Origin of the sequence: Brevibacillus sp. B_LB10_24 (assembly GCF_046036945.1) — a bacterium.
Taxonomy (GTDB): Bacteria; Bacillota; Bacilli; order Brevibacillales; family Brevibacillaceae; genus Brevibacillus_C.
Genome location: NZ_JBJQOQ010000006.1, coordinates 21,736 through 43,143, shown reverse-complemented (window position 1 = coordinate 43,143; position 21,408 = coordinate 21,736). Strand labels below are relative to the sequence as shown.

Here is a 21,408-nt window from a genome sequence, read left to right as displayed (position 1 = left end):
CACTACTGATACCGGAGTAAAAAAAGGGAGAAAAAAACTGCATAAATAGGCCCCCACACGAGGTAACCCTCAATATTTACGCGTTCATAACCAATTTTGACTATATTGAGAACGATTCCGACAAGAGAGGCAAGTTCGACAGTCAGAAAGGAAAGAAGGATTCCGAGCAGCCAAACACTCTTCGTACGCAAAGGTTTTTTTATCACCACCGCCAGTACGGCAAAGCATGAGCTTACAGGGATAACGGAGCAAAGAAAAAACCACGTCCATGCGTCCAAGGAAAAAAAACCCGCCGCCATGGTACCCAGGATCAAGAGGAAAAAGCTTCCAAATGTGGATAGGATTGTTCCATATAACAGTCCGATGGCAAATCGCCTGGGCTTCGTCCAACTGTACGGAACATTCATACGGCCTCCCTCCTCAGCAGGGTCAGTTGCCTGTTTCTATATTTTACCACATATGTAGTGAATCAGGCTTGACTAATATCTGTGATCTAATTTAGAATTTTCAAGATAGTATGATAAGGAGGGTAGTAATGGCTGAAATGCAGTTGGAGATTTCCAAAAGGACGACCTCCAAGGCCTTGGTGGCGAGCCTGGTGGGGAGTTCGATCGAATGGTTTGACTATTTTTTGTACGGCACGATGGCTTCACTGGTATTTAATAAACTGTTCTTTCCCAACTTTGATCCGATTGTCGGCCTGCTGCTGTCGTACCTGTCATTTGCGCTGCCCTTTTTCATTCGTCCGCTGGGGGGAATTATCTTTAGCCATATCGGCGATAAGATCGGACGGAAAAAGACGCTGGTGCTGACCTTGTCCTTGATGGGCGGGGCTACGGTTTTGATTGGCTTATTACCTGCTTATGATTCCATCGGAGTATGGGCTCCTATCTTGTTGGTGACCATGCGCCTGATACAAGGGCTGGGCATCGGAGGCGAGTGGGGCGGCGCCCTGCTGCTGGCGGTAGAGTATTCGGGAAAGGAAAAACGCGGGCTGTTCGGCAGCATTCCGCAGATGGGGGTCACCATCGGCATGCTGCTGGGAACGCTGGCCGTCTCGGTCGTGAGCCTGCTTCCGGAAGAGAAGTTTATCTCATGGGGATGGCGATTGCCGTTTATTCTCAGCATCCTGCTCGTCTTTTTCGGTCTGTGGATCCGCAAAGGCATCGATGAGACCCCTGCGTTCCAGGCAGCAAAAGGAAGCGGAGATATCGTCAACGTTCCGATCGTCGAAACCCTGCGCTACCACTGGAAATCCGTTCTGATCGCAGTCGGGGCGAAAGTGGTGGAAACCGGTCCTTTTTATATCTTTGCGACCTTTGTCATCGCCTACGCGACGAAGTACCAGGGCTTTGAACAGGTAACCGCCCTAAACGCTGTGACCATCGCCACACTGGTCACCACGATCATGATCCCCTTGATGGGCAGGCTTTCCGACAAGATCGGCAGGAAGCCCTTGTACATCGGCGGGACGATAGCCATTATCCTATTTGCTTTCCCGTACTTTTACCTGCTCTCGCTGAAGTCCGCCGTCTGGCTGACCCTGGCGACAGTGATCGGGCTGGGCATTTTATGGGCTCCGGTGACAGCCGTGCTGGGCACGATGTTTTCTGAAATTTTCAATACCAATGTTCGCTACACCGGCGTCTCGCTAGGTTATCAACTGGGGGCCGCCCTGGCAGGAGGAACGGCGCCGCTCATCGCAACTGCTCTGCTCGACCGGTTTCATACCTGGATTCCGATTGCGCTATACATCATGTTGACCGGGATCATCTCCTTGCTGTCCGTCGCCCGCGTTGGTGAAACGAAAGATGTGGAACTGGAAAACCGTTAGTTGAATGAAAAAATGAAAGAGGTGGGGGCCGTGCTCATCTTGGCTCGAGAGGATATTCGCCGGATGTACGCGATGAAAGACTGCCTGCGGGATGTGGAGCAGGCGTTTTCGTACCTGATCGAAGGAAAGACGGTAACGCCGGTTCGCACAGGAGTGGAGCATAAGAAATTCGGAGCGACCACCCTCTACATGCCTTCCTACATCGAGCCGGTGGACTACGTGGCGGCAAAGGTGGTCAGCATTTTTCCGGACAACCCGGCAAAAGGACTACCGGCGCTGCAGGGCGTGATTCTGCTGACCGAGGCCAAGACAGGACGGCATGTGGCGCTGATGGATGCCACCTATTTGACTGTGCTTCGCACCGGCGCCAGCAGCGGAGTCGCCACCAAGTACCTGGCCAGGGAGGATGCCAGCGTCTGCGCCGTGCTCGGCTGCGGTGCTCAGGCGATCGGGCAGATTCAGGCGGTGATGGAGGTGCGGAAGCTGGAGAAGCTGCTGCTGTTCAACCGCACGCGGGAAAAGGCGGAACAGCTCAAACAGACGGTCCGCGAGCAGTATCCCGACTGGAGCGGAGAGATTGAGGTTGCAGCGGACGCCAACCGGGCAGTAGAGTCCGCGGATGTGGTGATCTGCAGCACCAAGTCTACAGAACCGCTATTTGATGGACGTCTGCTGAAAAGCGGTGCCCATGTCAACGCGATCGGGGCCTACCAGCCGCATATGCGGGAGTTGGATCTTGTCACGCTGCAAAACTCCCGGAAGGTCGTGGTAGATACGCTCGAAGGGGCTCAGCACGAAGCGGGCGACCTCTTGATCCCCGAAGCTAATGGGGAGTGGAGTTTTGAACTGCTGCACGCTGAACTGGGGGAAATCGTTGCAGGTCAAAAACCAGGACGCGAGACCGACGACGAGATTACCTTGTACAAATCAGTCGGGATCGCCTGTCTGGATACCGTTGTTGCACAAGCTGTCTACGAACGGGCCAAGACTCTTCAGCTTGGCACGGAAGTATCGATCTGAGAAAAAGGGAGGGGATTGCCTCGCTGTCGCTAGATCATCTCGTCCATTTTATCAACAGTCATCCGGAAACAGCCGTACAGGAAATGCAGCGGCTGGGTCTTCACGCCGTCGCGGGCGGGCGGCATGAAACCTGGGGCACGTACAACAGCCTTTGTTACTTTGGTCTCACCTACCTGGAGTTTCTGGCGATCGAAGACCGGCAGAGGGCAGCAGAAGTCCGAGACAACGGGTTGATCCGGCAGATTGCGGCTGATCTGCCGGAAAATGAAGGCCTGTCCCGCATTGCGCTTCGGACCGGCGACATAGCGGGCTTGGCTTCGCAGCTTACCAGTATGGGACTGACCGTGACGGGACCGGTCCCGGGAAGCCGCACCCGTTCGGATGGCAGCGTCATTCGCTGGCAGATGTTATTTGCGGAAGGGGAAAGGGAACGGGACGGACTGCCGCTGCCCTTCTTTATCCAGTGGGGGGAGGGGGATGACGATCGGCGCCAGGACTTGACCGATCGCGGGATCATTGCGCAGCACCCCGCCGGCAGCCTGCGGATGGAGTACGTGGCTTGCGCCGTACAGCAGTTAGAGGAGACGGCTGTCCGCTGGCAGGAGTGGTTCGGCCTTGAACCGGGAGTGCCTTATACAGATTGCGAGCTTAACGCTGCTTGCCAAGCGCTCAGATGTGACGGCGGAGATATTTTGCTGTGCAGTCCCCTGGGGGAAGGGATTGTCGCCCAAACGTTGGCTGAACGCGGAGAAAGACCGTTTCTCGTCCGTTTTTCAGGGAAAGCTCGCAGCTCAGCCAAGCATCTTGTCTTGGGCAGCTTCTATCAGCTGTAATAAAATTCTATACCAGTCAGCGTATTCACATTCCCGCAAGGAAGCTGTTATACTAACAAGGGGCAGATGTCCCTTGTTTTACATTTCCGATAAGTGAGGGTATGCTAGATGATCATCCAATTCATTCGTTTCCGGTAATGAGAGGTGCAGTTCATGAAAACCCGGCCAATTTTTTTCACTCAATTGGCTAAGGTTTATTTGACTGTGCCTTTTTTCATTCACCGACTACGAATGAATGGGGTGCTTTTTGTGTCCAAAAACAGCAAAAAAATGCTCAGTGCAGGCCTGATAGCGGCGCATGAAGGGATGTTTCACTGCCCGATCTGCCACAGCCCGATGAAGCTGGAAGATGGGAAAAGTCTGCAATGTTCCCGCCGCCACAGTTTTGATCTGTCCAGGCGCGGGTACGTCAACTTTTTGTCCCGTCCTGCCAAAGGCAAATACGATAAACCGTTGTTCGAATCCCGTATGCAAATCTGCAACAGCGGCTTTTTTGAGCCGCTGCATGAACGGATAAGCGAGCGGATCGCGCAAGAGGGCAGCTTTAACAGCGAGTTGATAATAATAGCGGATGCCGGGTGCGGGGAAGGCTCCCATCTCGCGAGGATTCGGGAGAAGCTCATCCACAAGATGTCAGCCCCGCTTTTGGGGGTTGGCACGGATATTTCAAAAGAAGGGATTGATCTTGCAGCCAGAGAACATCCACAGGTGATCTGGTGTGTTGCGGACATCGCCAGGCCGCCATTTGCCGTCGGACAATTCTCGCTGCTGCTCAACATGCTGTCGCCGTCCAACTACGCGGAATTTCAGCGAATCCTTGCCGATGACGGAATGCTTATCAAGGTGATTCCCGGCAGCGGCTACCTGCAGGAATTGAGGAGTCTGCTTTACGGTCAGACGAATCGGCGAGGAGATGACGAAGCTGATACGGAAGCCCGGTTCCGCGAACACTTTGCGCTTGTCGATCGGGAGAGCGTGCGTTACAGCATTACGCTGGATCCCTCGTCTATCCGGCATCTGGTAAGGATGACGCCGCTCTCCTGGGGGGCAGATGAAGAGCGGCTGCAAAAAGTCAAGGAGATGAACGAGTTGGAGGTGACGATCCATCTGATCGTCTTGTACGGCAAGAAACTGTCTTAATCCGGCTTCTCTCCTGGCAAGCAAAAGGCAGCCTAAAACGTGAGGTTCACGTCACGTTTTAGGCTGCCTTCCTTTATTCTTTGATGGCATTCCAGGTGAGTTCCAGCCCTGCTCGCAGCGAATAGCGCGGAGTCCATGCCAACTGTTCGGCCATCTTTTTATTGCATAAATAACTGAAGCGAATGTCTCCGGGGCGGTTGGGAGCGTGATGCCGTTCGACGTGGCGGCCGGACAGCCGGACCAACTCGTCGATCAGCGCATTAATCGAGGTGGGGTGGCCCGTACTCAGATTCAGCACGCTGTTGTCCGCCTTGGTAAACGCAACCTCAATGGCCTCCGCTACATCTGCCACGTAAATGAAGTCGCGGGTTTGCTCCCCGTCTCCGTTGATCGTCAGCGGCAGCCCCTTCTGAATGGCATCGGCAAAGATGGCGATGACGCCGCCGTCCGACTTGGGCAGCTGCCGGGGGCCGTACACATTGGCAAAGCGAAACACCGTAAAAGCCAGCCCGTACAGATGCTGATAGGCGGCCAGGTACTTCTCGCCGGCGAACTTGCTGACGGCATAGGGCGAGAGCAGCTGGCCAGCTTGTTCCTCGCGAATGGGGAAGCTGGACGGTTCGCCGTACACGGCGGCTGAAGAAGAGTAAACGATTTTTCTGGTGCCGTGACGACGGGCGGCTTCCAGGACGTTCAAGATGCCGATCAGATTGATCTCGGCATCCAGCTGCGGCTCCCGTACGGAGACGGGAACAACGCTTTGGGCGGCGAGATGGACGACGACCTCTGGCTTGACCCGGGCGAATACGTCATCGATCTTTGGATCACGCACGTCCATATGGTAATAATTGGCATCCGCAGATACGTTGCTGCGATTGCCAGTGCTTTCATTGTCGATCACGGTAACGGCATGTCCGCCGGCCAACAGCCTGTCGACCAGATGGGTGCCGATAAACCCCGCTCCGCCGGTAATCAATATTTGCATGGAGTTCACTCTCCCGTTGTTTCCCTCAGGTTGTGCAGCAGCGATTGGTACAAGGAGTACGTCTTCGCCGCCATCTTCTCTATTGTAAAAGTCTGTTCAAGCTGCACCAATGATGCGCCCACCAGTTTTGCGCGCAAAGCGGAATCATTCGCCAGGCTGTACATCGCATCTGCCAATTCCTGTACGGAGCCGGAAGGGACCAGCAGTCCCGTCTCGCCGCTCTGGATGAATTCCTTGATCCCGCCTACAGCCGTTGCGGCGACGGGAATTTCCGAGGCGACAGCTTCCAGAATGGTGTACGGCAAGCCTTCGTGGATCGATGACATGACAAAGGCGTCAAACGCGTGCAAACAAGCGGGGATATCCTGACGAAATCCGGTGAATCGCACCAGCTTGGCCACGCCAAAACGCTCCGCCGTCTGTTCAAGGGCGGACCGCTCCGGGCCGTCTCCGATCAGCACCAGGCAGTAGGGCCTTGCCGGATCGCGCGAACAGAGCTTGGCAAACGCTTCGATCATCAGCGGCAGCCCTTTGACCGGGACGAAGCGGGCCACCGTTCCGAAGACAAATGCTTCCGGGGGCAGCTGCCATTCGGCGAGCAGCCGCTCCCGATCGGACTGGCGCAGTTCCGTATGGCGAAAGCGGGCGATCTGTATCCCGTTGTAGATCAGGCTGATCTTGTCCCGAGCGACTCCCTCTTTATGCAGGATCTGGCGAATCGCTTGACTGACCGCGATAAAATGGTCATTGCGAGCGCGCGTGCCCCGCTCCATCAAGGAAACAAGCAAAAAGGCAAGCGGATTGGTATAGTCATAACGCAGGTAGCTGTGGACTGTGGTAATCAGGAGAGCCTTGCTTTTGCCGGCAGCCAGCCGCGTAAAAAAATTGGCTTTGACACCGTGCGTGTGGACGATGTCCGGTTGAAATCGTTCGATCGTCCGCTTTAACCCGCCGAGCAGCCGAAAGTCAAAGCGGCCGTACTGGTCCAATACGACTACGGGAATGCCTGCCTCCCGCAGCTTGGCCGCAAAGGTGGACTCGTAAAAACAGACGACAGTCGCTTCTACCTCATCTTTCGGCAAAGACGTAAGGAGGTTGAGGATATGCTGTTCTGCACCGCCAAATTCTCCTCCGCCGATCACGTGGAGGACGCGCATCCTGTTCTTCATCAAATCCACCCGAACCTTTCCAAACAAACCATTTTCACTATATCAGATGACTGATGTATTCGCAATAAAACGTGAACTGTGGTAAGGTTATCTGTGAGATTTTTTCCTAAGAGGTTATTCGAACATGACAAAATCAGACCAAAAATCAGTGCTCATGATTTGTTACGGCTTTCCTCCCATCGGCGGGGGCGGCGTTCCCCGGCCGTTAAAAATGGCCAAATACCTTGGCGACTTTGGCTGGAAAGTGCACGTGCTTACCGTCGATCCGCTCTACCACGCTACCCTGGACGCATCGCTTTTGGCCGAGGTGCCAGGCGAAGTCCGCGTTCACCGCGCGAAGGAGATTCCTCTGCTTCCCCGGCCGGTTCCGGCGGGGAGCGGCACCAATGCGGCGGGCGACCAGCCCCCCCTGCGCCCTTCGCTTGCCTCCCGGCTGAAACGGCAGGTTATTTCGCTGTTAAAACGGGCCAAGCCCTACCTCTTGATCCCGGACGACAACATTTTGTGGTACCCGGCCGCGGTGAAACTGGGGCGGCAGATCATGAAACAAGAAAACATCGACGTGATTTTTTCGACCTCAGGTCCGGCCACGGACCACCTCGTCGCCCAGACATTGGTGAAGGAATTCGGCTGCAAGTGGGTAGTCGATTTCCGCGATCCGTGGACGCAAAATATGCACCGCTCCGGCATCGGCTGGCGGGACCGCCTGGAGGAGCGCATGGAAGCGAAGGTGCTGGCGAGGGCAGATGCCGTAACGACGGTAACTGCTGCCTTTGCGCAAAATTTTCGCAGCAAGTACGGCCGTGTGATTCGCCGCCTGGAGCTGATCTACAACGGCTTTGACCGGGCCGATTTCGCCGGTCTGCAGCCGCAGCGGGTGGCTCCGGGCAAATTTCACGCCGTCTATGCCGGGATCTTCTATCAGAAGCGCAACCCGCGCCTGCTGCTTCAGGCGATCAGAGAGTTGATGGATGAAGGGCGGGTCAAGCAGGACGAGATCCAGCTCTCTTTTGCCGGCGTATTCGACTATCCCGGTTATTCGGAAAACGCCGATTGTGTGGCGGAATTGGGCCTGCAGGATGTTGTCCGGGTGCTGGGCAATCTGCCGCATCAAGAGGCTCTGGGCATGATGAAAGGGGCGGACGCCCTGCTCCTGATTGGCGATGTCTCGGCGGATGCCGGCGCGTACATCCCCGGCAAGCTGTTTGAATACATGGGCATCGGAAAGCCGATTCTCGCTCTTAACATGGAAGGGGAGGCGACCGGCATCATCCAGCAATTCCGGCTGGGCCAAATTGCCGATCCGACCGATAAAGCGGCAGTCAAAGAAGCCTATCTGAAGCTCTATGAAGAGTGGAAGGCAGGGCGTTCGGGGGATGCGGGAGCGGGCATCGAGCAGCACCAGACCGGTTTTGCCGAGCGGGTGAGACCCTACGAACGGCGGGAACAGGCCCGGCAGCTGGCGGTGTTGATGGACGAGCTGACTGGACAATCCTAGTAATTTTCTTTGCGTCTTAAATATGGTATGGTATACGAGTGAGTTTCTATGAAAACTTGGAGATAGCAGGTTTAAAGGAGGAAAATTCGATGAGTTTCATCGATAATCGGGGACGTCTCTTCGGAAAAATCAATCTAATTGATTTTTTACTAATTCTGGTAGTTTTGGCAGCGATTGCATTTGGTGTGTACAAGCTTAACAAGGGTGGAGAATTGGCGATCCTGCCGACCGAATCGAAAAAGGTGACGGTTGAGTTTTACGGAAACGCGCTTTACCCCTTCCAGGTAGAAAACATGAAGGAAGGCGACTTCGTCCGAACCCTCGACACCAACGACGTGATCGGCACGATTGTGAGCATCAAGAAAAACGATGCGATCAACCTCGTATCGACAGCCGACGGCCGGACCGTGATCAGCAAGATTCCGGACAAGTACAGCGTCTACATCGAAGTGCAAGGCTCGGCCAAGCTGGCCAACGGTATTTTGATGGCCGGCAACACGCCGCTGTTGGTCGGAAACGAATTCAAAATCAAAAGCAGCAGTTTTACCATGAACAGCGTCATCTCGAAAGTGGTTGAACAATAAGGGGCGACGAGGAATGAAAACGTCTAAACGGACCAGCCTGTGGCGGTCGGTCTTTCTTGTGCTTTTGGCGCTCGCCGTCGTCTGGCTGACGGCAGAAAAGTTCGCGATCCGCTCCAAGCTCGGCGAGGGTCCCAGACAGACGCTTGTCAGCGTTAGGGCGGAGGGAATACGTGAATTTGAGGCTGCGGCTATTTTAAAAGGAGATAACGTGTACAAAAAGGGAGAGCTGACCCAGGTCTTCGGCAAGATTGTGGAGGTCGAGGTAAGGCCCGCCATGGCGACTGTATTTGACCGCAATACAGGCGAGGCCAAAAACAGCGAGGTGCCTTCCATGTACGACGTCTACTTTACGATTGAAGCGACTGCTTCGAAGTCTCCATACGGCAACTTCCTTGTAAACAATGGTTTGGTTGAACTAAACCAGTACTTCCCCATCTACACGAATCACGGTTCGTTCAAGACCAGAGTGCTGGGAATCAAGGACAAAGAGAAACAAGGGGGGACGAGTTGATGTTTGGCTTCCTTCAGCGGATGATTCAGTCATCGTGGCAGAAGCGGTTGCAGGACAAGCTGCAAGTTCGTCCGTACCTGGCTTATATTGTACTCGTCTTCTTCCTGATGGGACTGATCCATCTGATTGCCCGGTTGTTTATCGATTCATTCACCTTTTCCTTGTTGTTCGCGTTCGTCTCAGCCGTGATCGCAGGCCTACTGTTTGCAGTATGTTACGGCAATAAACAGGAATGGCTGACTGGCAGCTGGCCGATTCGAACCTGTATTGACTTGTGGAAACACGATGAAGACGAGGAGTAAACCGATGCTTAACTGGAAAACACTATTGCCGGCGGTCATCTTGCTCGCCTTTGGCGCCGCACAGGGCTTCAACCAGATGGCGATCGAGTTGACCCTGTACGCAGGGTTCTACCTGGCCGGACTGTACAAAAAAGAATACGCACTTTACCTCTTCGCGCTGAGTTATCCATTTTTGACTTTTCGGCCGATCATCTTTTTCCTCTTGGTGCTGATCTTCCTGCTGCTGATGGAGGGGATCGACAAGGAACGGTTGATGAACGTTTTCAAGAGCAAAGTATTTTTGGCGGCTGCCTTCTTTATCCTCGCGGTGGGGATTACGGCCGTCACTTCGGTTAATCTGCGGGAGAGCATGCAGGACTACGTGCTGTACTATCTGCCCAGTCTGGTGCTGTTGGCCGTATTGATGATGTTCATCGATTCGCGCACGGTACTGTACCGCTTCCTGCTCTGCTTTGTCGTATCCGGGGCGGTGCTCGCCCTGTACGGTCTGGCACAGTACGTCCTGATCGGACACACGCCGCCGAAATGGGTAGACGTCAAGACCAACCCGCTTTTGGGTACGCGGATATACGCTGTGTTCGGCAACCCTAACGTGTTTGCCGAGTACCTGGTGTTGGTTTTGCCGCTGTGCTTTGCCCTGATTTACTATGTCAAGGCGTACAAACACAAGATTTTGCTCTGCGGCCTGTTCGCCGTAACAGCACTTGCCCTGGTGCTCACCTATTCGCGCGGAGCCTGGGTGGCGTTTGCGCTCGCGATGCTGTTGTTCCTGTTGAAGAAGGATCGCAAACTGATCTTGTACGGCTTGCTCCTGGTACTGGTGGCAGCGGCATTCAACCTGATCCCGCAAGTTATCATGGACCGGCTGGCGACAATCGTCAACCCGGCGGAAGACACCTCGGGCGATTACCGCTTCAAGATGTGGACGGCAGCGTTCGCGATCATCCGCGATTACTGGCTGACGGGGATCGGGAGCGACCCAAGCACGCTCTTTCGAGTCTACGCCGATTACGAAATTCCCGGAGTTAATATTTTTCACCTGCACAATATCTGGATTCAGGCGTTTGTCAACGGCGGGATTCTCGGCATCGCGGCCCTGCTGTACCTGTTCTACCGGATGCTGAAGGAAAGCTACACGATCTCGGCCAACCGGTTTGGCGGACGCCTGGCAACCTTGGGGATCGCCCTGTTTGCCAGCATAACCGGGATCGGCGTCGCCGGGCTGAATGAGGATATCTGGCATGACTATCGAGTGATGATGGCGTTTTGGATCGTCACCGCGCTGATTGGCAGCATTGAGATGATGCTTCGACTGGGGAGAAACAAGGATGGAACAGTCTAAAGTAGCGATCATAGGAGTCTACCCCCCGCCGGTCGGGGGGATCTCCGTTCATATCGAACGATTGTGCGACGCACTTGACGATCGGGGAATCGCTTTTACCCTGTACGACAATACCCAGGGTGAGAAAAACCGTGAAGTCGTCCACACGGGCAAGCTAGAGACATGGGCGCTTAAATACCTGTTTTCCTGCAAGGAAAAAGTTGTTCACGTTCATTTTCTGCGCTGGCAGGTTCGCTTTCTGCTCTCACTTTTGCGCCTGCGCGGAAAACGCGTCCTGTTTACCGTGCATAACATGCGGGAGGAGGGCGGACCGCCATCCGGCCTGAAGCGGCTGATGGTGAAATTGACCGGACTCTTGGCCAGCGGTTTTATTGTTGTGAACAGGGATTTTGTGGAACAGTTGGCGTCTTATGGAATCAACCCTAAGAAAATCCATTATATTCCGCCGTTTATTCCTGCGAAAACCGCCTCGGCCCTCTCCGAGCTGCCTGAGGTAGTCAGGCGCTTTCTCGGCGATGACCACAATCGTTTGATTCTGTCCAATGGAGCCATTGGAAACTTCTATCAAGGAGAAGACCTGTACGGAACAGATTTGCTTCTCTCTCTTTGTGAAAAAATGGCGGCAGCCGATCCCGGCGTACGGATTGTCTATTGCGTCACACATGTCGTGGATCAGGATTACTACGCCAAACTGAAGCGGGAGCTGGCGGACAAGGGGCTGGAAAGGCACTTCTTGTTCCTGGAATCGCCGCGCGAGTACCAGACGATCTTGCGCAAATCGGATCTGTTCATTCGCGGGACGAACAGTGAAAGCTTCGGAATATCCGTCTTTGAGGCGCTGCAGGCAGGCGTTCCCGTGGTCGCCAGCAATGCCGCCAAGTGGCCGCCGCAGGTGGTCGTCTATAAAAAGAGGGATCTGGACGATCTGCTGGAAAAAGTGACAGGCGTCCTTTCCGGGGATATCGCCGTTCCGCTGGAGGAACATCCGCTGCCTGATTATGCCGGCCAGATCGTTGACCAGTATGGGCCCCGGGTGACCCAGCCATGAGCCGTTTTCAGCGAATTGTTGCGATGGTGTTTGTGATTACCCTGATCGGACGGGCACTGGGGTTTGTCCGAAATATGTTCGTCTCCTCCGCATATGGCACAAGCACAGAGGCAGGGGCTTACTTCACCGCTGTGGCGATTCCCATGACGCTGTTTATCGTTTTTCCAACTGTCATCAACTCCCTGTTTATCCCGACGATGAAGGGGATTATGGCGTCAAACGACGAGGGACGGGGCCGGGAACTGTACAGCAAGATGCTGACCTTGACCGTGATCGTTGGCGGTGCCATCAGTCTGTTGGGCTGGCTCGGGACCGACGCCGTCACCAGCCTGCTGGTTCCCGGCTGGGATGCGGAGGCGAAGGGGATCGTGTCAACCCAGCTTGCCTGGATGTGGCCGTCCGTTTTTTTTATCGCCTTGCTCAGCCTCTGGTCGACGATGTTAAATGCCCATGACCGTTTTTTTGCCTCGACGCTGAGCACGGTGGTCAATTCCGCCGTGACCATTCTCGGTTTTGTCGTTCTGGTGCCGTGGCTCGGCTCTATCGGTCTAGCCATCAGTACGACGATCGGATTTATCCTTGCGGCAGCCACTGTGCTGCCGCCGCTTCGTAAGTTGAACTATTCGTTCCGCTGGAATTTTCACTGGCGCGGCGATCCCGCTTTGCGCAGCATGGGAGAGCGGTTGTTTCCCATTTTTATCGCGATCATCCTGGGGCAAGTGACGGTATTCTTTGAAAAGATCATCGCCTCCGGACTTGGCAACGAGAAAATCTCTGCGCTCGCCTATGCCATGACGATTATCCAGCTGCCGATGATGGTGGTCGGAGCGGCGACGGTGCCGCTGTTCCCGCTCTTGTCGGAACATGTGAAGCGGCAGAACCTGCCGGAGTTGAAGCGGATCCTTTGCCTCGGGCTGAGGTACCTCACCGTGCTGATGGTGCCGGTTACGGTCGGCCTGTTTTTGGTGGGAAAGCCGCTGATCGAGCTGCTGTACCAAAAAAATCAGTTCGGTCCGGAAGACACGCAATTAACGTACTGGGCTTTGATCTTCTACGGGGTCGGGCTGTTTGCCACGGCGGCGCGGGACTTGTTCACCCGCACGTTTTACGCCTTGGAGAACACAAAAACCCCTGTGGTGTACGCCGGGATTAACGTAGCCATCTACATCTGCCTCGGCCTCCTGCTCGTGCCTTATCTCGACCACGGAGGAATTGCCCTGGCGATGTCGCTCTCTGCGTTTCTCAATGTCATCCTTTTGGGGTTGGCGCTTCGCCGGAAAATCGGCGGGTTTGTCGGCAGGGAGCTGTACGAGACAGCGGGGAAGACGCTGATCGGCGTGGCTGTCATGGCGGTGGCCTTGTCCATGCTGGAGCAGGCTGTCCACTTTTCCCACGCAATCGTTTCGTTTTCCTTCTTCACGGCTGTCGGAGCTGTCATCTACGGGGCAGTCTTGTATCTCGCAAAAGAGCCGCTGCTTGCAGAGCTGCTGGGCCGGGTGCTGGCCCGCCTGCCGAAAAAACAAAGAGGCTAGAGGCATACGTATGAGATAACCTGTCTCTTTGACCCGAGCATTTGAGTGCTCGGGTCTTTTGCGTATTTGCATCGTTACCGGCGTCTAAAAACGGAAATTACCGGGGCCTTCTAAATTCAGGTGATCTGAACCTCTCTCTTTCCCGGAACTCATCACGGAATTCTTCGGGAAAGGGACGGCGGAACTCATCGCGGAATTCTTCGGGAAAGGGGCGGCGGAATTCATCGCGGAATTCATCGCGAAAACGATCGGGCTCTCCCCAATATGGCGTCGGATCGCCGTACCACATGTTTGGATAATCTCGATACCTCATATGACTTGATGAATCTCGATATCTCATATGACTTGATGAATCTCGATACCGCATCCGACTTGATGAATCGCGATACCTCATGTAGCTGGAAGACTCACATCTACAGCGCTCACGGGACAAAGCATCTCACTCCTTTTTGATTTTTCAGCAGGTTCCGTTTCTGATTGCCGATACTCGTTTTGGTGGAAGAAACGCGCCTTCTGTAAAAGAAAGGTAATTCGGTGAAAAATGGCTGTTCGATGAGGAATCACATCTGCAGTTTTTACGTGACTATGCCATCCCTCCTCTTCAGATTACTTAAGGTTATGTATCACACTGCTCAGCGGATTGGACGTATAACCAGACAGCCTGGGCAAAAAGCATCCAATTACAAATGGCCTGTCAGCTAAATCCCATGCCTGGCTGTCCGCTAAAAAAAGAAAAAGTCCAGGGAGTTCCTTGGACTTTTTGTACTTTCGGAAAGTTTAATTTCGCTGACGCGTTATCACTGTTCCTTTCGATAGACACAGACGACCATTTTGACGAAGTACTCGCGCAGTCCGGGCAGTTTGGCCAGCCCGGATACCATCTGGCGCAGCGGAATCTCCTGTTGATAGACAGCAGGGTGGGATACGCCCTGCTGGATTCGCCGAAATCTTGCGATCGTCATCCGATTGATGTAGGAAAAGTACTCTTCTCCGCGGTCGTTTTTGCTGATGCGAAAACGAACCCGGTCCTCGCCGTCAGGCAGTTCCGCTACCAAGCGCTTGTAGGAGTCGATCAGGGTGCGCTCAGAGAAGAGCGAATGAACCCAGGGAATCCCGATCGCATCGGAGAGGTGGGCGCCGTACGGGTGGAAGTAGGGCGGAAAATTGATGTAGAGATGTCCGCCTGGCTTCAGGACGCGGAAGCACTCGGCGAGAGTCTTTTCCGGTTGATCGACGTGTTCCATCGCGTCATTCATAATGATGGTGTCAAATGTCTCGTCGGCAAACGGCATGGCAGAAGCGTCAGCCGTCATGAAAGAAGCGATGTCAGCCAAATTTTTTTGCCGGGCAAACGCATTTCCCTCTTCGGCATAGTGCTCGACGATGTCGATGCCGATGATCTTCTTGGGCTGAAAAGTGGCGTAGTAGCACGTCTTTCCACCGCCGCCGCAGCCGATATCAAGGACGGTTTTACCCTGAAACATCTGTTCCTGCGTATGAAAGGGGAGAAAGAACTGAATCGTTTGCCCGCCTTTCACAAACTGCCACTCCGTATAGCTCATCTTCCCGTCATTGGCGAGGTTGAACGGATGGACAGGCAGCGGAAACAGCCGATTGAGACGAATCAGCAGGTTGGAAGCAAAAGACACAATTGTTCCTCCTCGATAATCCAGTAGTTATGCTATTTGCGACTCGCCAGCGCCTGAAGCACGAGTTCGCTGCTCTTCATCGCTTCCCGGGCCAGCATCCTGGAACGTTCCGCAATGATTTGCCGCTCTTCTTCCAGACGGCCTGTCCGCTCTTCCAGCAAGGCTAGCAGCGAATCGGCCTTTAGCTCTTGAATATGGCCGGCGGTCGGCATGCCTGCTCGCTCGACGAAGCGGTCGATTTTAGGGTCATAGGAAATGCCCGTAAACGGCACCTGAAAGACAGCAGCGAGAATCAGCGAGTGCAGGCGCATGCCGACTACGTAGTCGCAATGCTTTAAGACGCTCATAATATCGTGAAACGGCACCGGCATCTCCAATAGCTTGGCGCCGGGTTCCTTCATAAAACTGATGATCTCGTGAGACGGAGCCAGATCGCTCGGATAGTGCATCGGCAAAAACAGCACGTTCCAGCCCCGGGAGGCGAAAAAGTCGGCTGCCTTGGCAATAACCTGTTTAAACTGCTCTTCCTGCTTCCAGTTGCGCACCGAAAATGCGACCAGGGGACGCTGCAGATCAGAAAACAGCCGGCTAAGGAGTTCTTGTCCACGCTGGGACGAGATGTCTGCCGGTTGTATCATCAAGGCCGGGTCCGCTGTCACGTAAATCGGTGCTTTTGTCACGCCGCAGGCTTTAAAATCTTCACCCGATTCATAATCCCGGACGGTAATGACATTGACGTGATTGACGACCTGTTTGATCATAAAACGGCTGAACGATTTGAGAATGGGACCAAAGCCTTGGGCGTAAAAGACGACCGGCTTGCCCAGCATTTTGGCGATACTGACGATTCCGAGATAGTAAAGGACGCTTCGCGGGCTGGTGACGTCCTGCATTAAGGTGCCTCCGCCCATGACGAGAAGGTCGCATTGCTTTAACTGACGTACAATAGTAGAGAGCCGCCAGCGATTGTAGGCCGGAATCCCAAATAAAGACGTCGTACGCGCCGGCTGGTTAGACAGAACGGACAGCGAAATATTCGGTTGTTCCCGTCTAAGCGAGCTGATAATCCCGTATAGTACAACATCGTCCCCGGCATTATTAAACCCGTAATAGCCGGAGATGAGAATTCGCGGCATGAGAGAACCTTCTTTCTATCCAAACGTAACCAGAGGCAGGCACACACATCCTAAAGTATAATAGAAAAAAGACAGGGAAGTAAAGCAATCTACCAAAGATACACAATCCCCACGGTGATGAGCAAGGCGGCTGCGGCAATAAAGCCGATCGCCAGATAGAACATCCCCTTATTTTTGCGGCGACGGTAGAAAAATTCGTCAAACATGAGATCGCGCCCTCCATTTCTGTAACTCCCATCCCCTCATTTTAAAACGAATACCCTCCCCATAACAAGGCAAAGATATACACGAACGGCCCCCATCCTAGCAAAACGTGGAGGAGAACAAGTTGAATGCCGTCATCTTCTATTCGTGGTAAACGCCTGCTTGGCTTTGTCGTGCTTTTTTTCTTGTTGGTTGGGGTCGGATTTGCGATCTATTCCGGTTATCATCTGCGTAAAATGACCAGAGAGTGGTATCAGCCGCTGCCGGTCAAGGAGCAAACTCCGCAAAGGATCGAGGCTGTGCTGCCGACGGACCAGCCGGTTCAGCCCAAATTCGCTGCTCCGGCTATCCCTATCCCGGCTGTCCCGATTCCCAAGCCAGGGCCGCTTAAGCCATTCACCCTGCTGTTGATCGGCACAGACAGCCGGGATGGAGAGCGGGCCCGCTCTGACACGATGATCCTCGCCGCCGTACACCCCAAAAAACAGCGAGCCTACCTGCTCTCCATTCCCCGGGACAGCTTTATGAACCTGCCGAGCAAGGGGTACGACAAGGTAAATCACGCGATGGCTTTTGGCGGGACGGCTTTGGTAAGAAAGTCGCTGGAAAACTTTTTCGACTTGAAGATTGACCGCTACATGGCGATTGACTTCGAAGGATTCAGGAAGATCATCGACGAGCTGGGCGGCGTAGAAGTAAACGTAAAAAAACGCATGAAGTACACCGACCCGACGGACGACACGTACATCAACCTCTCTCCCGGCATCCAGACGCTCAATGGAAAACAGGCGCTTGACTACGCAAGGTACCGCAGAAGCGACATCGGGCCGGATGACGGCGACTTCGAACGGATTTTACGGCAGCAGGAGCTGATTCGGGCGCTTGCCCAAAAGGGAAATACGGCACAAGCGTTTTTCAAGGCATTCAAGCTGATGGATATTCTGGGCAAGCATGTAAAAACAGATCTGACCGAGACGGAATTGGCCTCCCTGCTGTTCACGTATTACGATTCCCGCCAGAACGAGCTGGAGATGGAGACGTTGAAGGGAACAGACGGGCGTATCTGGCGTCACGGAACATTAGGCTGGTATTACTTTATACCGCCAAAAGAGCGGGAGCGGATTCGCAGCCGTTTCGCCGAGGAACTGGCCCGCTGAATGCGCCCCTGCCGCTTTTTTTACGCACCTGAGAAATCGTCAGATTTTATTGTATTGTTTGAAAAGTAGGATGTGTTGGCATACAATGTAGGCAGGTAGAGTTAGGATGGAGCGGAGTGACATTCAAAGGATTGGGGGATTTGCCCATGTCAAATGCCAAGCCTTGGATTGCCAGTTATCCGCCGGAAGTTCCCGCGTCAATCCCATACCCGCGCGTTCCCTTGACGCATTTCCTGGAGCAGTCGGCGGTAAAGTACCCCGCGAATTACGCCCTGTTTTTTATGGGAAAACGGATCACATATTCCGAACTGCTGCATTCCTGTTATCAGCTAGCCCATGCCTTGATCAAGCGCGGCGTAAAAAAAGGCGACCGCGTCGCCATCATGCTGCCCAACTGTCCGCAGGCGGTGATTGCCTATTACGCTGTGCTGTTCACCGGAGCGGTCGTCGTGCAGACCAATCCGCTGTACACGGAGCGCGAACTCCGCTACCAACTGAGCGATTCGGGCGCCACTGTCATTGTAGCGCTTGACGCGCTGTATCAAAGAATCCGGCAGGTACAGCAGCAGACGCCATTACAGCATGTGATCCTGACGAGTATAGGCGACTTTTTGCCGGCGTTCAAGAAGATGCTTTACCCGCTTGTCCAGCGAAGCAAGGGAGAGCGGCAGAAAATCAGCTTTACGCATGAGGTGGAGCGGTTTACGCAGCTCTTGGCGGAAAGTCCGGCCACGCCCGTTCACGCTGAGATCGACCCGGATGAGGACCTGGCTTTGCTGCAGTATACGGGCGGAACGACCGGAGTGCCGAAGGGGGTCATGCTGACCCACAAAAATCTGATCGTCAATGCCGTCCAAACGGAAAAAGTGTTGTACAAATTGCTTCCCGGACAGGAAAAGATCGTCGGAGCCCTGCCGTTGTTTCACGTCTACGGGATGACGGCAGTCATGAACCTCGGGGTGAAACTGGCTGCAGAGATTCTGCTCGTCCCCCGCTTTGAAGTCAAGCAGATCCTGGAGCTGATTCACCGGGTAAAACCAAGCCTTTTTCCGGGAGCGCCGACGATGTACATCGCCCTGATTAACCATCCCGAGCTGCCTAAATACGACTTGTCCTCTATTGAAGCGTGTGTGAGCGGTTCCGCCGCGCTGCCGCTTGACGTCCAGCAGCAGTTTGAGCTGTTGACCGGCGGCAGGCTGGTGGAGGGCTACGGAATGACGGAGACCTCGCCGGTGACCCATTCCAATCACATCTGGGGCCGGCGGAAATCCGGCAGCATCGGAGTTCCCTGGCCGGATACGGACTGCCGGATCATCGATCCAGTTACAGGTGAAGAACTGCCTCCCGGCGAGATTGGCGAGTTGGCCGTTCGAGGCCCGCAGGTTATGCGCGGCTACTGGAAGCGGCCGGATGACACCGCCGCCGTTTTGCGCAGCGGATGGCTGCTGACAGGCGATATGGGTTACATGGATCAAGAAGGCTTCTTTTACGTCGTCGACCGAAAAAAAGATCTGATTATTGCCGGAGGCTTTAATATTTACCCGCGCGAGGTGGAGGAAGTCCTGTTTGAGCACCCGGCAGTCATGGAAGCAGCCGTTATTGGCGTGCCAGATCCATACCGCGGGGAAACAGTCAAGGCGTACATCGTGTTAAAACAGGGGGAACAAGTCACCGCTGATGAGCTGGACGGTTTTTGCCGCAAGCGATTGGCCGCTTTTAAGGTACCCCATGTGTATGAATTTCGCCGTGAATTGCCAAAGACGCTCGTCGGCAAGGTTCTCCGCAGAAAGCTTCTGGAGGAGGCGCAAGTACAGCAGCCGGATCAGCAGCAATCCCGTTCGAATCCGTGACGTCATCTGGCCGCACAACATTGACAGTCGGACGGCTCGTGTAATAAACTGGATGTGAATGAATAATCATTCAGTTTAGAATAATCCGTTTGATTTTTGTGCGGAGGTTTCCATGGCCAAAAAAACAGGGGAAAAGTATCAAGCGATCATCGATGCCGCCGTTCGGATCATTTCCCGTCACGGGTACCACAACGCCCGGGTTTCGCTGATCGCCAGGGAAGCCAATGTAGCGGACGGGACGATATACCTTTACTTTACGAGCAAAGACGATATTCTCATCTCTGTTTTCAACGAAAAGATGGGACAGTTTATAGAAAGCTGCCGACGCCAGATTCACCAGACCGCCGCCGTCGAAGAAAAATTGCGCGTGCTGCTTGAGGCTCATCTGGGTCAGCTGGCGCGGGATCCGGAGATGGCGGTGGTGACACAGATTGAGCTGCGCCAGTCCAACCCTGTGGTAAGCCAGGGAATCGGCGAGGTTTTGAAAAGTTACTTCCACCTGATCGACGAGATTGTCTCCGAGGGGGTAGAGCAGGGAGTGTTTCACCCGCGGACAGACGTCAGAATCGCCCGGCAGGTCATCTTTGGCACGCTGGATCAGGCGGCTACGGCATGGGTGATGAAAAAGTGCAAATACGATCTGACCGCACAGGCAGGGCCGATCCACGACGCCATCCTGCATGGATTGAAGCGCCGCCCGGAGTGAAGGAAAGAAAACGCTTTTTCTGGAAGCGGGTGTCTGGTACAATAAACTTGTCAATATTCTGGCAACGTTTGAACTGAGCGTCCGCTCGGTATTGATATACAAAGGAGATGGATAGTAGCATGTCGTTACCCAATCTGAAGGTAGCAGTGGAAAACCGCATAGCGACGCTGTCGATCGACCATCCGCCAGCCAATGCGCTGAATCGAGCTGTCCTCGAAGAGCTGCACGCGGCGCTGACAGCTCTGGAGCAAAATGACGAGGTAAAGGTTGTCATTCTGACCGGCGAGGGCCGCTTTTTTGTCGCTGGAGCGGACATCAAGGAGTTCACCGGGATCAGCGGAGCCGAAGCGGCTGCCATGGCGGAAGCGGGCCAGGGACTGTTCAACCGGATTGAAGCCTTTCCCAAACCCGTAATCGCCGCTGTGAACGGGGCTTGCCTGGGCGGCGGCCTGGAGCTGGCGATGGCTTGTCACATCCGCTTGGCCGCCGCGGAAGCAAAGCTGGGGCTTCCGGAGCTGAATCTGGGGCTCATCCCCGGTTATGGAGGAACGCAGCGCCTGCCCCGATTGGTTGGCCGCGGCCGAGCGACCGAGTTGATCCTCACATCCCGAATGGTCACTGGGGTGGAGGCCAAGCGCATCGGCTTGGCGGATGAGGTCTATCCGCAAGAAGAACTGCTCGTCCAGGCGAGAGAGCTGGCGCAAAAGATAGCCGAAAAAGGCAAGGTGGCCATTCGGCTTGCCCTGTCGGCCATTCACACTGGTTTTGCCGAGGGTTTCAAAGAGGGACTTGCCCAAGAGGCGGCTCTGTTTGGAGAAGCGTTTGAAACCGAGGACATGAAAGAAGGAGTTGCCGCTTTTCTGGAGAAGCGCAAGCCGCAATTTACTGACCGATAGGGGAGGAAAACG

At 54.4% G+C, this 21,408-nt stretch carries 20 protein-coding genes; 15 read left to right on the top strand and 5 right to left on the bottom strand.

The genetic code is table 11. The features are described 5' to 3' along the window. Positions 1–2: 2 nt before the first annotated feature. Positions 3–407, bottom strand: a complete 405-nt coding sequence (locus ACI7RC_RS07840; RefSeq protein ID WP_408107683.1) for a hypothetical protein — start codon at positions 405–407, stop codon at positions 3–5. A 128-nt stretch (positions 408–535) separates the two neighbouring features. On the opposite strand from ACI7RC_RS07840, the gene ACI7RC_RS07835 reads away from it, so the two are divergent. From ACI7RC_RS07835 to ACI7RC_RS07820, 4 genes are all read left to right on the top strand, one after another. Continuing rightward, positions 536–1,834 (top strand): MFS transporter, encoded by a 1,299-nt coding sequence (locus ACI7RC_RS07835; protein ID WP_408107682.1) that lies wholly within the window; start codon positions 536–538, stop codon positions 1,832–1,834. A gap of 30 nt (positions 1,835–1,864) precedes the next feature. Beyond that, a complete protein-coding gene (locus ACI7RC_RS07830) occupies positions 1,865–2,854 on the top strand; it encodes an ornithine cyclodeaminase family protein (protein WP_408107824.1) in 990 nt (329 codons plus the stop codon). Then, complete coding sequence (locus tag ACI7RC_RS07825; RefSeq protein WP_408107823.1) at positions 2,845–3,687, top strand: VOC family protein; 843 nt, start codon at positions 2,845–2,847, stop codon at positions 3,685–3,687. Before ACI7RC_RS07830 ends, ACI7RC_RS07825 begins: the two co-directional genes overlap by 10 nt. A 249-nt stretch (positions 3,688–3,936) precedes the next feature. Continuing rightward, entirely contained in the window at positions 3,937–4,827 is an 891-nt protein-coding gene (locus ACI7RC_RS07820) for a putative RNA methyltransferase (protein WP_408107681.1), read from the top strand. A gap of 73 nt (positions 4,828–4,900) precedes the next feature. Here the strand turns inward: ACI7RC_RS07820 and ACI7RC_RS07815 are convergent, their stop codons facing one another. Beyond that, positions 4,901–5,812 carry an NAD-dependent epimerase/dehydratase family protein gene (locus tag ACI7RC_RS07815; protein WP_408107680.1) on the bottom strand — a complete coding sequence of 304 codons (912 nt, stop codon included), beginning with the start codon at positions 5,810–5,812 and terminating at the stop codon, positions 4,901–4,903. A 5-nt stretch (positions 5,813–5,817) separates the two neighbouring features. Then, entirely contained in the window at positions 5,818–6,981 is a 1,164-nt protein-coding gene (locus ACI7RC_RS07810) for a glycosyltransferase (protein WP_408107679.1), read from the bottom strand. Positions 6,982–7,105: 124 nt separating this feature from the next. On the opposite strand from ACI7RC_RS07810, the gene ACI7RC_RS07805 reads away from it, so the two are divergent. The 7 genes from ACI7RC_RS07805 (at position 7,106) to murJ (ending at position 13,798) form a co-directional block, all read left to right on the top strand. Further along, positions 7,106–8,479, top strand: a complete 1,374-nt coding sequence (locus ACI7RC_RS07805) for a glycosyltransferase family 4 protein (RefSeq protein ID WP_408107678.1) — start codon at positions 7,106–7,108, stop codon at positions 8,477–8,479. Positions 8,480–8,568: 89 nt separating this feature from the next. Next, positions 8,569–9,063, top strand: coding sequence for a DUF4330 domain-containing protein (locus ACI7RC_RS07800; protein ID WP_408107677.1), 495 nt, complete (start codon positions 8,569–8,571; stop codon positions 9,061–9,063). A gap of 13 nt (positions 9,064–9,076) precedes the next feature. Beyond that, positions 9,077–9,574 carry a DUF4330 family protein gene (locus tag ACI7RC_RS07795; RefSeq protein WP_408107676.1) on the top strand — a complete coding sequence of 166 codons (498 nt, stop codon included), beginning with the start codon at positions 9,077–9,079 and terminating at the stop codon, positions 9,572–9,574. Then, the gene (locus tag ACI7RC_RS07790; RefSeq protein ID WP_408107675.1) at positions 9,574–9,876 is read left to right on the top strand and encodes a hypothetical protein; all 303 of its coding nucleotides are present in this window, start codon (positions 9,574–9,576) and stop codon (positions 9,874–9,876) included. Before ACI7RC_RS07795 ends, ACI7RC_RS07790 begins: the two co-directional genes overlap by 1 nt. Before the next feature lie 4 nt (positions 9,877–9,880). Next, on the top strand, positions 9,881–11,218 hold the full coding sequence (locus ACI7RC_RS07785; RefSeq protein WP_408107674.1) for an O-antigen ligase family protein: 1,338 nt from the start codon (positions 9,881–9,883) through the stop codon (positions 11,216–11,218). Continuing rightward, a complete protein-coding gene (locus ACI7RC_RS07780; RefSeq protein ID WP_408107673.1) occupies positions 11,205–12,266 on the top strand; it encodes a glycosyltransferase family 4 protein in 1,062 nt (353 codons plus the stop codon). The genes ACI7RC_RS07785 and ACI7RC_RS07780 overlap by 14 nt, the downstream gene beginning before the upstream one ends. Next, positions 12,263–13,798, top strand: a complete 1,536-nt coding sequence (gene murJ, locus ACI7RC_RS07775) for a murein biosynthesis integral membrane protein MurJ (RefSeq protein WP_408107672.1) — start codon at positions 12,263–12,265, stop codon at positions 13,796–13,798. The genes ACI7RC_RS07780 and murJ overlap by 4 nt, the downstream gene beginning before the upstream one ends. 797 nt (positions 13,799–14,595) lie before the next feature. On the opposite strand, the gene ACI7RC_RS07770 is transcribed toward murJ, so the two are convergent. Both ACI7RC_RS07770 and csaB read right to left on the bottom strand, forming a co-directional pair. Next, positions 14,596–15,447, bottom strand: a complete 852-nt coding sequence (locus tag ACI7RC_RS07770; RefSeq protein WP_408107671.1) for a class I SAM-dependent methyltransferase — start codon at positions 15,445–15,447, stop codon at positions 14,596–14,598. Between the two features lie 32 nt (positions 15,448–15,479). After that, positions 15,480–16,583 (bottom strand): polysaccharide pyruvyl transferase CsaB, encoded by a 1,104-nt coding sequence (csaB, locus tag ACI7RC_RS07765; RefSeq protein ID WP_408107670.1) that lies wholly within the window; start codon positions 16,581–16,583, stop codon positions 15,480–15,482. A 332-nt stretch (positions 16,584–16,915) separates the two neighbouring features. Here csaB and ACI7RC_RS07760 point away from each other — a divergent pair, with 332 nt between their 5' ends. From ACI7RC_RS07760 to ACI7RC_RS07745, 4 genes are all read left to right on the top strand, one after another. Then, a complete protein-coding gene (locus ACI7RC_RS07760) occupies positions 16,916–17,944 on the top strand; it encodes an LCP family protein (protein WP_408107669.1) in 1,029 nt (342 codons plus the stop codon). Between the two features lie 146 nt (positions 17,945–18,090). After that, positions 18,091–19,794, top strand: coding sequence for a long-chain-fatty-acid--CoA ligase (locus tag ACI7RC_RS07755; protein WP_408107668.1), 1,704 nt, complete (start codon positions 18,091–18,093; stop codon positions 19,792–19,794). A 112-nt stretch (positions 19,795–19,906) separates the two neighbouring features. Then, positions 19,907–20,500 carry a fatty acid metabolism transcriptional regulator FadR gene (gene fadR / locus ACI7RC_RS07750; RefSeq protein ID WP_408107667.1) on the top strand — a complete coding sequence of 198 codons (594 nt, stop codon included), beginning with the start codon at positions 19,907–19,909 and terminating at the stop codon, positions 20,498–20,500. Positions 20,501–20,619: 119 nt separating this feature from the next. Next, complete coding sequence (locus ACI7RC_RS07745) at positions 20,620–21,396, top strand: enoyl-CoA hydratase (protein ID WP_408107666.1); 777 nt, start codon at positions 20,620–20,622, stop codon at positions 21,394–21,396. Positions 21,397–21,408: the final 12 nt, after the last annotated feature.

What these genes read in the sequence shown, in the direction of transcription:
- ACI7RC_RS07805 (WP_408107678.1), top strand. Translation starts at nt 7,106, where the DNA reads ATGACAAAATCAGACCAAAAATCAGTGCTCATGATTTGTTACGGCTTT.
- ACI7RC_RS07815 (WP_408107680.1), bottom strand. Translation starts at nt 5,812, where the DNA reads ATGCAAATATTGATTACCGGCGGAGCGGGGTTTATCGGCACCCATCTG.
- ACI7RC_RS07785 (WP_408107674.1), top strand. Translation starts at nt 9,881, where the DNA reads ATGCTTAACTGGAAAACACTATTGCCGGCGGTCATCTTGCTCGCCTTT.
- ACI7RC_RS07780 (WP_408107673.1), top strand. Translation starts at nt 11,205, where the DNA reads ATGGAACAGTCTAAAGTAGCGATCATAGGAGTCTACCCCCCGCCGGTC.
- ACI7RC_RS07810 (WP_408107679.1), bottom strand. Translation starts at nt 6,981, where the DNA reads ATGAAGAACAGGATGCGCGTCCTCCACGTGATCGGCGGAGGAGAATTT.
- fadR (WP_408107667.1), top strand. Translation starts at nt 19,907, where the DNA reads ATGGCCAAAAAAACAGGGGAAAAGTATCAAGCGATCATCGATGCCGCC.
- ACI7RC_RS07795 (WP_408107676.1), top strand. Translation starts at nt 9,077, where the DNA reads ATGAAAACGTCTAAACGGACCAGCCTGTGGCGGTCGGTCTTTCTTGTG.
- ACI7RC_RS07800 (WP_408107677.1), top strand. Translation starts at nt 8,569, where the DNA reads ATGAGTTTCATCGATAATCGGGGACGTCTCTTCGGAAAAATCAATCTA.
- ACI7RC_RS07755 (WP_408107668.1), top strand. Translation starts at nt 18,091, where the DNA reads ATGTCAAATGCCAAGCCTTGGATTGCCAGTTATCCGCCGGAAGTTCCC.
- ACI7RC_RS07840 (WP_408107683.1), bottom strand. Translation starts at nt 407, where the DNA reads ATGAATGTTCCGTACAGTTGGACGAAGCCCAGGCGATTTGCCATCGGA.
- ACI7RC_RS07745 (WP_408107666.1), top strand. Translation starts at nt 20,620, where the DNA reads ATGTCGTTACCCAATCTGAAGGTAGCAGTGGAAAACCGCATAGCGACG.
- ACI7RC_RS07790 (WP_408107675.1), top strand. Translation starts at nt 9,574, where the DNA reads ATGTTTGGCTTCCTTCAGCGGATGATTCAGTCATCGTGGCAGAAGCGG.
- ACI7RC_RS07835 (WP_408107682.1), top strand. Translation starts at nt 536, where the DNA reads ATGGCTGAAATGCAGTTGGAGATTTCCAAAAGGACGACCTCCAAGGCC.
- csaB (WP_408107670.1), bottom strand. Translation starts at nt 16,583, where the DNA reads ATGCCGCGAATTCTCATCTCCGGCTATTACGGGTTTAATAATGCCGGG.
- ACI7RC_RS07760 (WP_408107669.1), top strand. Translation starts at nt 16,916, where the DNA reads ATGCCGTCATCTTCTATTCGTGGTAAACGCCTGCTTGGCTTTGTCGTG.
- murJ (WP_408107672.1), top strand. Translation starts at nt 12,263, where the DNA reads ATGAGCCGTTTTCAGCGAATTGTTGCGATGGTGTTTGTGATTACCCTG.